At 46.5% G+C, this 13,038-nt stretch carries 6 protein-coding genes; all 6 read right to left on the bottom strand.

Annotation, left to right across the window (positions count from 1 at the left end; all coding sequences use genetic code 11):
- Window positions 1-14: 14 nt before the first annotated feature.
- Window positions 15-1,940 carry a glycogen synthase gene (locus tag ACVBIL_RS00740; RefSeq protein ID WP_447165078.1) on the bottom strand — a complete coding sequence of 642 codons (1,926 nt, stop codon included), beginning with the start codon at window positions 1,938-1,940 and terminating at the stop codon, window positions 15-17.
- 3 nt (window positions 1,941-1,943) lie between these two features.
- Window positions 1,944-3,206: a glucose-1-phosphate adenylyltransferase gene (gene glgC, locus ACVBIL_RS00735; protein WP_447165120.1), complete on the bottom strand. Its 1,263-nt coding sequence runs from the start codon at window positions 3,204-3,206 to the stop codon at window positions 1,944-1,946.
- A 79-nt stretch (window positions 3,207-3,285) separates the two neighbouring features.
- Window positions 3,286-5,808, bottom strand: coding sequence for a glycogen/starch/alpha-glucan phosphorylase (locus tag ACVBIL_RS00730; RefSeq protein WP_447165077.1), 2,523 nt, complete (start codon window positions 5,806-5,808; stop codon window positions 3,286-3,288).
- A complete protein-coding gene (glgX, locus tag ACVBIL_RS00725; RefSeq protein WP_447165076.1) occupies window positions 5,805-8,039 on the bottom strand; it encodes a glycogen debranching protein GlgX in 2,235 nt (744 codons plus the stop codon). The genes ACVBIL_RS00730 and glgX overlap by 4 nt, the downstream gene beginning before the upstream one ends.
- A 12-nt stretch (window positions 8,040-8,051) precedes the next feature.
- Window positions 8,052-10,328, bottom strand: coding sequence for a 1,4-alpha-glucan branching protein GlgB (gene glgB, locus ACVBIL_RS00720; protein WP_447165075.1), 2,277 nt, complete (start codon window positions 10,326-10,328; stop codon window positions 8,052-8,054).
- Window positions 10,325-12,739 carry a 4-alpha-glucanotransferase gene (gene malQ, locus ACVBIL_RS00715; protein ID WP_447165074.1) on the bottom strand — a complete coding sequence of 805 codons (2,415 nt, stop codon included), beginning with the start codon at window positions 12,737-12,739 and terminating at the stop codon, window positions 10,325-10,327. The genes glgB and malQ overlap by 4 nt, the downstream gene beginning before the upstream one ends.
- Window positions 12,740-13,038 lie beyond the last annotated feature (299 nt).

Here is a 13,038-nt window from a genome sequence, read left to right as displayed (position 1 = left end):
TAACAGCTTATTGTTCAAGTGCAGTCGTATAACAACGCCTGATAACGCTTTGCCTGTGAATGCCAATCAAACCTCTGCGCCTTGGCGCTTTGCTGCATAGCATTCCAACGTAAACTTCCCACCATAGTGATAGCCTCATCAAAGGCCTGCAATAGCGCCGCGCCCTGAGATGGAATATCACCCCCCTCAAAGGTAAAACCTGTTTCTAGATGATGTACCGTATCTTTAAGCCCACCGATCCGATTAACTAAACAGAGCTGCCCCGCGCGCATCGCCAACATTTGGCTGATCCCACAAGGTTCAAACGAGCTGGGCATTAAAAATAGAGAGCCAAGCTTGTAAAGTTTATCGGATAGCGGTTCATCATAACCATCTAAGAAAATAAACTGTTGATGTTTAGCCGCTATGTCTGAAAATTCGCGGGCAATTTTTGCATCACCGCTCCCCAGCATGACAAAACGTGCATTAACATCGAAAGCAGCCATGCGCATCAGCAAGGCCTCTAATACCGTGCGGCCTCGTAAAGTGCAGTCGTCATTGTCGAGCTCAAAACGGCTACGCAGCAACATCACCTTCTGGTCCGTTAGGCGACCAACTGAGGTCATGATAAACCTAGTATCTTCAGTGTGAGTGGCCTCTTTTGCATTGGCACTGTTTAAATCGATATGATGAGTCACCTCTGCCAACCATTGCTGCAAACGCCATTGAGCAATAAAGTCTTGCGTTCTTACCTGTGCCTTGCCCACCTGCCATTGAATAATCGTGTTTAACGCCTGATCGATAAACTGCTTAGTTAAATCGACTCGGCCTTGTTGATTGGCTTTCTTGCTAGGCTTTTTCTTGCTAGGCTTTTTCTTGTTAGCCTCTTGCTTGGTAACTTCAGCATCTACATTGCTGCAATGCTCGTTATCACCGCCTTGTTCGACCTCTTTTTCAACATCTGCCAGTGCTTGTGGGTACATACAGCCATTAAGTATACCCACCAGGTTGTTGCGATTACGCTGATGTTGCAAGTCCAGCTCTAAGCCCTCGCCACCAAAGAACCCCTGTTCGGGTAATGAGGGGCTGAGCACCTCTAAAGCATAACTTGGCGATACCAAGTGAACCTTATCACTGAGTACAATACCAGCCCGCATTGGGTTAATGCAGTTGCTATAGCGTGGATCTTTAATCAAGCTGCATTGCTGTTCAGTAAGCTCGGCACTTAAGTACGGATACCAAGCTGCAAATGACGATGCCTCATCGTTAAAAGGCCTAATCCCCTGCAATGCCAAATTATGAATACTGAACACACAAGGTAAATCTTGCAAAAAACCATAGCGACTATCGAAGGCACGCAGCACTGCAAATAATCCGTTATGCCAATCATGCAGATGAATATGACTCGGTTTATCAGCAAAGTACTGCGCTCCGTCTTCAGTTAGAAAATCGATGCGCAGCGCTTCTGCAACAGCAAGATTAAACAAGGCAAACTTAGTGGCATCTTCTGCAAATGGTCTAGAGGCCTCACCTTGAGAATAAGCGCCATGACTGCCATGAAAAAGTGGATGTTCAAATAAGTAGAAATGACTATTAGCAAGCTTAGGGTTTAGTGCGCGGTACACGCCGACCTGTTGCTTTTCCCCTGAAAACTCAACGTCAACATCTGCCAGCCAATGTGCATTGGCGGCCGCTATCAATGAGCCAAAACTGGGCATAGCCACATCAACGGCAATATTGAGCTCCGCTAATGCCACAGGTAAGTCATTGATCACATCGGCCATGCCGCCAACTTTCGCACCAGCAATGGCACCATTTTCAGCGGCCAGCATTAATACCCGAGCCTGGGTAGCCTCAGTAGGCGCACGATTAAGCTCATTGCTTAGCGTATGGTTTTGGCTCAGACCATTACCCACGTTCAGCGCCTGAGTCTGGTTGTCGATATTATTGTGCGGCGGCATAAATCACTCATACCCCACAGGTAAGCCCAACATATCTCGCGTGACTAACACTTTACCTTTTTCCGAAACTCTAAAGCCTTTGGCTTTGTCATGCTCTTGGTTATAGCCAATCACAGTCCCTTCGGGAATAATGCAGCCCCTGTCTATAATCGCATTTTTGATTTTGCAATTTCGTAGCACCACCACATCAGGCAAGATAACCGAGTCTTCGACACTGGAAAATGAACACACTCGCACTTCATTAAATAGCACACTGCGGCGCACCGTTGAGCCAGAGATAATACAGCCACCAGAAATAATCGAGTCCAATGCCATGCCGCGACGTTCATCATCGTCAAATACAAATTTAGCTGGCGGCAGTTGCTCTTGATACGTCCAAATCGGCCACTTGGCGTCATAAAGGTTAAGTGCTGGTGTCGGTGATAGCAGCTCCATATTGGCTTGCCAAAACGAATCTAATGTCCCCACATCACGCCAGTAAGCTTCCTCGTTCGGAAAGGCACTGCGAAAACGGTGGGCAAACACTTGGTGCTCTTTAATAATGGCTGGAATGATATCCTTGCCAAAATCCCGATCTGAATCTTCGTTTTGAGCATCACGCTTAAGTTGATCAAATAAGAACTCTGTATTAAACACATAGTTGCCCATAGAGGCTAAACACATTTCAGGATCTTCAGGTAAATGCTTAGGTAGTTCAGGTTTCTCTTCAAAACCTAAAATACGTTTGGTTTCATCTACTTCAACCACCCCAAATGCACCTGCAGCCTCTGCAACCGGAACCTCTAAACAGGAAACCGTCATATCAGCCCCCGATTCAGCATGGGTTGCTAGCAGTCCCGCATAATCCATGCGATATACGTGATCGCCCGATAATATCATCACGTATTTGGGCAACTCGTGGCGAATAATATCAATGTTCTGAAACACAGCATCAGCTGTACCTTGGTACCAGTTTTCCGAGTAACGTTGTGATGCAGGTAAGATCTCAACCGACTCACCCAGTTCCTTCTTAAAGTGCCCCCAACCGCGCATCACATGACGGATCAGTGAATGAGATTTATATTGAGTCACCACACCAATCTTGCGGATCCCAGAATTAATACAGTTAGATAACGGAAAATCGATAATGCGAAATTTGCCTCCAAAATATAATGAAGGTTTAGCGCGCCAGTCCGTCAGTTCATGTAAGCGAGAACCTCTGCCCCCCGCAAGAATAATGGCATAAGTATCGCGGGTTAAGTTACTAATATAACGTGGGTTGGTGATAGTCATTAGCGTTCACTCCTTGAACAAAAATCGAGATTATGTCGTGCGTTATTTATCTGAGTCAGTATCTGTTCCATGGTTAAGCCTTCCAGATTTCGTCACGATAATTAGCGATGGTGACATCACTAGAGAAACGACCGCTTGCAGCGGTGTTACGGATACTCATTTGTGTCCATGTGTTCGGATTTTTATAGGCTCTGGACACTTTCTCTTGCGCTAAACGGTATGACTCAAAGTCAGCGGCTATCATCCATGGGTCATTTTTATTGGTGATGGCATCAATGATTGGTGAGAAGATCCCTTGTTCAAGCAGGCTAAAATGACCACTTTTAAGTAGCGCCAACACTTCACTTAAAGCCGGAGAAGCATCAATAAAATGCTGCGGACAATAATCTTGGCGCTGACGCATCACCTCTTGAGCATCTAGCCCGAACAGGAAAAAATTGTCTTTGCCCACCTCTTCGAGCATCTCAACATTGGCACCATCTAAGGTGCCGATGGTAATGGCACCATTCATCATAAACTTCATATTGCCAGTGCCCGACGCTTCTTTACCTGCTGTCGAAATTTGCTCTGACAGATCCGTCCCTGGGCAGATTTTTTCCATCGCACTGACGTTATAATTGGGTAAAAAGGCTACGCGTAAATACTTAGATACCGCGGGATCGCAATTGACCATGTGAGCCACATTACTGGCAAGCTTAATGACCAGTTTGGCCATGGCATAACCCGGCGCGGCTTTACCGCCAATCAGTACGCAGCGGGGGACCAGTTCACTGGTATGGCCTTGCTGAATTTGGTGGTATAGATGGATAACATGCAAGATATTGAGTAACTGGCGTTTGTATTCATGAATACGCTTAACTTGCACATCAAACAGCATCTCAACATCAAAATCGACGTCGCACTCGGCTTTAATCAATTGTGCCAGCTTTGCTTTATTATTCTGTTTGACCTGACGCCACTCTTGCAGGAAAGCGTTGTCATCGGTAAAGGCATTCAAGGCATTGAGATGACTCAAATCTGTCACCCACTCATCGCCCAAACGCCTGGTCAGCAACGCTGCGAGCTCCGAATTACAATGGGCTAGCCAGCGCCTTGGGGTGACACCGTTTGTCTTGTTATTAAACTTTTCAGGCCATAGCTGATAGAAATCTTTAAACAAGCCCGACACCAAGAGCTTGCTATGCAGCTCTGCCACGCCATTAACCGAAAAGCTTGCAACAATTGCTAGGTAGGCCATGCGTACATGGGGTTCACTGCCCTCTTCGATAATCGACATTGCCGCCAGTTGCTGTGCATCTCCAGGCCAGTGATGCGCCACTTGCTCTAAATAACGGGCGTTGATCTCATAAATAATCTCTAAAATCCTAGGCAACATGTGCGCCAACATCCGTACAGGCCAGCGCTCAAGCGCTTCAGGTAATAGCGTATGGTTGGTATACGCCATGGTTTGTGTTACCACTTGCCACGCGGCATCCCACTCTAAAAAGTGTTCATCAATTAACAGCCGCATTAACTCAGGAATGGCAATGCTCGGGTGCGTATCGTTTAGCTGCATCACATTAAATTTGGCAAATTGGCTAAAATCATTACCGCGGCGCTGAACCCAGGTTCTCAGTAAATCTTGTAAGCTGGCAGAGCTGAGAAAGTATTGCTGCCTTAAGCGCAGCTCTTTACCGTTTTCACTGGCATCGTTTGGATAGAGCACCATAGTGATCTGCTCAGCCATGTTCTTTCGCGCCACCGCCTCGGTGTAATCGCCTTGATTAAACTCTTCTAAGTCAAAATCATCGGTAGCTTCTGATTTCCATAACCTTAAGGTATTGATACGATTACTTTGATAGCCAGGAACGGGCATGTCATAGGCGACAGCTAACACATCTTGCGTATCTAACCAGACCACATTACGACGACCACTTGGGTCAACATAACTACTGGTGTGGCCGAAAAATGGCACAGTGACATTATGCTCAGCAACCCGAACTTCCCATGGGTTGCCCTCTCGAAGCCAGCGATCAGGGCGCTCTACTTGAAAACCCTCCACCAGCTTTTGCGCAAACATACCGTATTCGTAACGAATGCCGTAACCTGTGACGCACAGATCTAAACTGGCGCAGCTATCAAGAAAACAAGCCGCCAAGCGACCTAAGCCACCATTACCCAATCCTGCGTCATGCTCCATCTGCTCAATCTCTTCGAGCTCAACCGCATAGCTTTGCAACACCTCTTTAGTTTGCTGCAACAGATCTAGGTTCATAACGGCGTTCCCCATGGCCCGCCCCATAAGAAACTCTAATGACAGGTACGCCACCTGCTTACGCTCAAACTGACAATCGGCTTGACGAGTGGCGCGCCAACTTTCAAGCATTTGCTCCTTAACACTTAAAGCCAAGGCATTAAACAACTCTTGCTTGTCATGTAAGTCTCGACCGAGTCCATTATTAACATGACGCTGCATTCTAGCCCCGAGCGAACTGCAAGGGTCAATCGCTTGAATCGCTTCTAGGCCTTGCTCCCGCTCCTTGATTACAGCCGATGTTTTATTTTTGCTTTGTTTTTTAAGCGAGGTCTTAGCGCTTGTTTTTACAGGCGTCGTCATGCAGTCACTCCTTTAGATTGGGCGTAAAACAACATTACACTTCTGTCTTGTAACAATAAGGTTTGTTGGGGCTCGAGCGTAAACTGCGACTTTGCGTCAAGGCAGACTTGGCCGCTAAAATGCTCACTATGAGTATCGATAAGTCGCTGCCATGGGGAGAAATTGGCTAGCGTGGGGGCGGTGAACTGTAATGCTTGCTCGTCGCTATTAAGCATTAACAGTAAGGCTTGTTGCTTACCCGATGTCCCCTCTAATTCACCACTTAAAATAAGACTTAAACTGCGAGTTTGTCCTTCAGCCCAAAGCACCTTACTCATGGGCTCAGCTTGACGGCAAAACCAATGTAACTGTGGTGAATAATCAGAGGAGTCGTTATGGATATAACGCTTGTAACACAGCGCTCTGTAACGTTTTCTTAGCGCGATGAGCGCCTGAGTAAACAGCAAACGTTGTTGCTGCCAGTCTGCCAGGTTCCAATTAAGCCAGGTAAGCGGATTATCTTGGCAGTAAGCGTTATTGTTGCCTTGTTGGCTGTGGCCAAATTCATCGCCTGCCAGTAACATGGGCACACCTTGGGACAACATTAAACAGGTCAAAATATTACGCGCCTGTCGATGACGTAATGACTGGATCTCAGCCTGCTCGGTCTGCCCTTCTACGCCGTAATTACTGCTAACGTTTTCTTGGTGTCCATCGCGATTATCTTCGCCATTGGCGTGATTATGACGCTCGCTGTAACTCAAAAGATCTTGTAAGGTAAAACCGTCGTGACTGGTTATAAAGTTGATGCTCGCGCTGGGTCCACGCTTTGACGGCTCAAACAGATCACTTGAGCCATGAAATCGGCGCGCAAGCTCTGGCAACATGCCCATATCGCCGCGCCAAAACCGCCTTAAGGTATCGCGATATCGATCATTCCACTCGCTCCACCCTTGTGGATAGCCCCCCAGCTGATAACCGCCCGGACCAATGTCCCATGGCTCAGCGATCAATTTCACTCGATTAAGCACGGGATCTTGCGCGATAGCATCAAAAAAACCGGATCCCAGATCAAATCCATAGGCCTCTCGCCCAAGCGCGCTGGCCAGATCAAACCGAAAACCATCACCCCCCATCACCTCGACCCAATATCGTAACGAGTCGAGAACCAGTTGTAACACCCGCGGGTGAGTGATGTTCAAACTGTTGCCACAGCCTGTGTCATTAATATAAAAGCGTTTATCGTTCGCCAGTAAGCGGTAATAGCTTAGGTTATCTATGCCTTTAAAACTCAGCGTAGGTCCAAGGTGATTTCCTTCACCGGTATGGTTGTAAACCACATCGAGGATCACCTCGATACCGGATTGATGCAGCGCGCTCACCATTTGGCGAAACTCGTCAATGTTACCTTGGCTTAAATATGCGTTGTGGGGGGCAAAGAACCCAAGGCTGTTGTATCCCCAGTAATTGGTTAGCTGTTTATCTTGCAAAAAAGCTTCGGAGATAAAGCTATGGACGGGCAACAACTCAACTGCCGTCACCCCTAACTGTTTGAGGTATTGCAGTACGCAAGACTGAGCTAAACCGAGAAAAGTGCCTTTAAAACGTGGTTCAATCTGGGGATGCTGCTGAGTAAAGCCTTTTACGTGCAGCTCATAGATAATGCTTTGCTCTAGTGCTGTTGGCTCATTGTCACAAATATTAGCCTTATGATTACTGCACTGATTTTCACTCTGAGCACTCTGAACGACATTATTTAGTGGTGTAATTGGCGTCAGATTTCGACAATCAACCACCTTACACTTTGGCATATATTGGCTATTATCACGCAGATCTAAGCATAAATCCTGATCGCTACTCTTGTCATAGTTGCCGCTCTTATCATGTGCACAACCCACATCATCAGCAGTTTGCACCTGATAAGCATAGTGACTGTCGTGCTCAATAAACTCACCCACCCACTGCTTAGCGTAAGGGTCGAGTAACAGTTTGTAAGGGTTAAATCTGTGCCCTGAATGAGGTTCATATAAGCCATCAACCCGGTAACCATAAACCTGAGCGGCATCTACGCCTTGCAAATACACGTGCCAAACCTGTTGTGTGTTTTCGGTCAATACGATTTGCTGGGTTTCAAAACGACCGCTGCGGTCAAATAAACACAACGTGACTTTGGTTGCATGGGCAGAAAACAGCGCAAAATTAACCCCATTGTCATCTAAGGTCGCCCCAAGAGGGTAAGGTCTTCCCTTCATTACTTGCACGCTTTAGCCCCGACCTAAGACTAAACAAGCAAGTGGAGCAATCGTGATCTCAGCACTATAAGCCAGTCCCTGATAGGGCTGTTCTTGCGCTAAAATAACGCCACTATTGCCGACATTGCTGCCACCATAGGCCTGACTATCACTATTGAGTAATTCGATATAATCATGCTTATCGGGTAAACCGATACGAAAGCCTTCATGCACCTGTGGCGTCATATTGATAATAAAGATAATGGGGCTCTCGCCTTTTTTACTATCACCTTGTTTACTATCGACGGCCCTGCTACTGCGCATAAAGCTAAAAATACAGCTTTGGCTGTTATTGCAATCTAACCAACGAAACCCGTCAGGTTCGCCATCTAGCTGCCACAATTGCTCACTCGACTGATAAAGTCTATTGAGATCTTTAAGCCACAATTGCACTCCTTGATGGGGCGCGTATTGCAGTAGATGCCAATCTAAACTCTTGTTATGGCTCCATTCATCACGCTGAGCAAACTCACTGCCCATAAACAGCAACTTTTTCCCCGGATGACCCCACATAAAGCCATAATAGGCTCTTAGGGTGGCAAATTTTTGCCAATCATCATTGGGAATTTTGTGCAGTAAAGAGCCTTTACCGTGTACCACTTCATCGTGGCTAAGCGCCAAAATAAACTGCTCGGTATATTGGTACACTAAGCTAAATGTCAATTCTTGGTGATGGTGTACTCGGTAAATCGGGTCGCGCTTAATATAACCTAAGCTGTCATTCATCCAGCCCATGTTCCACTTAAAGCCAAAGCCCAAATTGTGTGAGCCGTGTCGCTCGGCGTCTTGCGCATCAAGCATATGAGTGACCCCCGGCCAAGCGGTAGACTCCTCGGCTATCATGCAGATCCCCGGAAACGCTTGGTACATGCGCTGATTCAGCGCCTGTAAAAAGTCAATGGCCGCTAAGTTTTCTCGACCACCAAACTCATTAGGCTGCCACTCTCCGGGTTCTCGGCTGTAATCGAGATAAAGCATAGATGACACGGCGTCTAGCCTGAGTCCGTCAAAATGAAACTCTTTGAGCCAATAGCACGCATTACTCAACAGGTAGCTTTGTACCTCACCGCGGCCATAATTATAGATAAGCGTGTCCCAATCAGGATGCTCCCCCTGGCGAGGATCGTTATGTTCATACAGGCAACTCCCATCAAACTGAGCTAATCCATGGGGATCTTTTGGAAAATGCGCCGCCACCCAATCTAAGATCACTGCGATCCCTGCTTGATGGCAGGCATCAATAAAAGCTTTAAGGGCTTGGGGATCACCAAAACGACAAGTAGGCGCAAACAAGCCAACAGGCTGATACCCCCAAGAGCCATCAAACGGATACTCGCTGATTGGCATTAACTGTAAATGGGTAAAACCCATATCAACGACATAGGGAATAAGCTGTTCAATCAAGTCTTGATAGTCAAAATACTCTTCACCCTGCTCACCTTTACGCCGCCATGATGCTAAGTGAACTTCATAAATTGACATCGGCGCTTGATGCCATTTGACCTTAGCGCGAGCCTGAAGCCATTGGCTATCTTGCCATTGATATAAAGTTTGCTGCGGCACCAAAGAAGCATTACTTGGCGCAGCTTGCATCGCCTTGGCATAAGGATCGGACTTTTCTAACCGTTCGCCATGGCAGCTAACAATTTCAAATTTGTAATGTTGACCCCCTTTGGCGCAGGGAAGAAAAATCTCCCATAAACCATTGGCCAAATGCTGACGCATAACATGAACGGCGCCGTCCCAATGATTAAAATCCCCTAGAAGCGAGACTCGCTTTGCATTGGGAGCCCATACACAAAAATGCACCCCCTCGATACCTTGAACGCTGCGCCAGTTAGCGCCAAGAAACTGGTAAGCGTGCTCTTGTCGACCTTCACAAAACAGATATACGTCATCATCAGCTAACAAACTCGGGAATTGGTAAGGGTCAATAATATCTTCTTGGCTCAGAGGGTATTGCACGCGCAATAGATACAAAAAAGGTTTAACTCTGCGCCCCATAATGCCGCTAAATATCCCCTCTTCATTATGTCTCTCTAGGCAGGCAACTTTACGACCTGTTTTATAGCAAATGACCTCAACACTTAGCGCACCACGCAAGAAGCAACGTACACTCAAAGCCTTACCTTGATTAATACTGTGCATGCCTAGCAAACCAAATACGTCTACATATTCGCTATTAAGTAGCGCAATATCGCCACCGCTTTGCAATTCACTAGCATGTTGAGTCATAGCAATAGAGTTCATAGAAGGTTGTCCGTATTGGTGTGGTTTGAATATTCAGAAATTGACGAGCTTGTACTCTCGAACGTCTTGTCCCTGCACAGCTCTGAGCCAGTGTCACTGCTGCTATGTTGAACTGCGTCCTTAGTATTAGCGGCAAAACCCGCCATGCGACCTGCCGACACTTGCTGCATCAAATGCTGCACGCGGTCATCTTTTGCTATCTCAGCTAATGTTTTAGGTAAGCGTCGCTGCCAGTTAGGGTATTGCTGCCACGTGCCCGGCACATTAACGCTTAAACGCTCTAATGTAAGATCGCACAGCTGTACACTAAATAATTCAGCATTACCGGCTGCACTCACCTTTATCCAAGCCTGTAACAATTGCGGATAATCAATCTCATGTAATTTGCACTGACTAGACATCGCACCTTGATTGATCAACAAATTGAGCAGTTGCAACTTATTCTTGGCGCGCTCATCTTGAGCAAACTTAAGCGCTTCATCACTATCAATAAGCTCAAGCGAGCGACGTAAGTACAAGTCGCTACCTTGCCACCAGGCTTTTAATGTTGGGACGTCATGATTGGCTAACATCATTAAACAACGACGTTTATAATCCGCCGGGGGAGTAAACTGATCATCTTGCTTATTGAAATAAAACAATTGGTTTGACATCACCCCTGCAGCTTGCAAGCGACACACTATTTCTGGCGGAATCAAGCCTAAGTCTTCACCAATAATCTGGCAGCGAGCACGCTGACTTTCGATGCATAAAATCGCAATCAAGCAATCCTGCGGATAATAAACATAAGCCCCGCCACCAAGCTCGCTATCCTTTGGCCACCACCATAAACGCAGTAGTGACATAACATGATCGATACGAAGGGCGCCGCAAGACCGCATATTCGAGCGTAATAAATCGATAAAATGCTGATAACCAGTGGATTTAAGCGCGATTGGATCAAAAGGAGTCAGTCCCCAGTTTTGCCCCTGAGGTGCAAACTCATCGGGCGGCGCGCCAATACTGGCATGGGTACAAAATAACTCAGGCTGAGACGCGACTTCACAGCTATCGGCCGATACCCCAACGGCAAGATCGCGGACTAGCCCGATAGACATCTGCAACTGTTTAGCGTGCAATTGACACTGGGCTAACTGCTGCTCAGCGATAAACTGCAAGTAAGCAAAAAACTGCGGTTCGTCGCGGTTACACTTTTGGGCTGCAGACTGATGCTGGCAAAACGGGTTAAGCGCCGCGCCTTGCTCGCTGACAAATTGTTTAAATAGCCGCGCTCTAGGTGTATTAACGTCTAGGTGTTGCTGACAAAATGCCTGATATAACTGTTGATAAACGATGTATTTATAGTGGCTAATATCTTGATAATTTAACCAGTTAGATTGGTTTAACACCCTTTTTAGCGCATCAAGACTCGCGAACGGTTTATTCGCATCTGTTGTCGATTGTCTATCGGCCTGACTCGCGCCGTAACCTCGATTCAATACCGTTAATAGCTGATCGACCTTGAGTTGTTCAAACTCAGGTACTTGCTCAATATTAATATAAAGTGGATTAAGCCGACGTCGATCATCAGGGCTGTAAGGACTCGCTTCATCTGGATTGGCAATATCGAGTGCGTGTAGTGGGTTAAGTAAAATAAACGCCCCGCCTTGCTTAGCAAGCATATCGATAAGTTGCATTAAGTCGCCAAAATCACCTATTCCCCACTGGCTTTCAGTGCGTAAACTGTAGAGCTGAATACTCCCCCCCCAAGCTTTAGAGGCCTGTTTTAGGGAGCCTGCGCCTTGATAAGTCTCATTTGGGGCCACCAGCCAAGAAGCTGTAGCCTGCTGTGTGCTCGATTCAGTTAAGGCTTGAGTCAATGACGCTTCAGGTATTGCCCCTAAGGTATCAGGCTCGACAAGCTCCACTGTGACTTCATGATACCCAAGGCCGATGCGAGGTAACTCAACACCCATTAAAGCCGCTGATATTGTTAATCGATAATGCAGATACACATCTGCACCAATGTGATAGTTGCCGATAACCTCACAGTGCTCGTTACTGTGCGGCGTACAACTAAATTGATAACACTCACCGCACTCAAGCTGCAGCTTAATATTAAGCACCTGCCGATAAGTTTGTGGCAGATAAACCTCTAGGATTAACTGGTTTATATCGCAATGCTGAAATACCGGTAATAGTTGTGTCCAAGGTTTAGCATCAAGTAGATAGTTTCTTTGCTCTATCCATGGGGACGACTGAAGTTGATGACTGCGTACCATTGCGGGTTCACATTTATGCGGCTCATGGGGGGCTAGCATGCAGGCTAATATATTAACCCTATCCTCCTCAGGGATCTGGATGTGCGCGCCATGGCAGTCGATAAACTCTGCCGCTACGCCTTGCAAATACAGTAACTTTTCTAGCCCCATACCTGTCATCCTTGCACTTAGCCATTCAAAAACTTAATAGAGCAGTTACCATGCCAAAGGCAAATAACAGCTTGAAGACAGTTTTGTTGCAGTGAGGTGACAGTATTGAGTTCAATGAAATCATCACCTTAAATGGGAAGTACAAACAGATGTAATCTAAACATCTAAAAAAAGCATTAAACAGTCAGACAGACACCCGCACAAAATTAGCGCAGCCGCTGACCGTTATTGAACGATATTGAACGATATTGGCCACAAAATAAGAGATTAAGAGCGAAAAGTAATATCAAAATACAGTA

The organism is Shewanella sp. 125m-7, assembly GCF_052977045.1.
The sequence above is the reverse complement of the archived record's forward strand: the minus strand, read 5'-3'. Positions and strand labels throughout refer to the sequence as shown.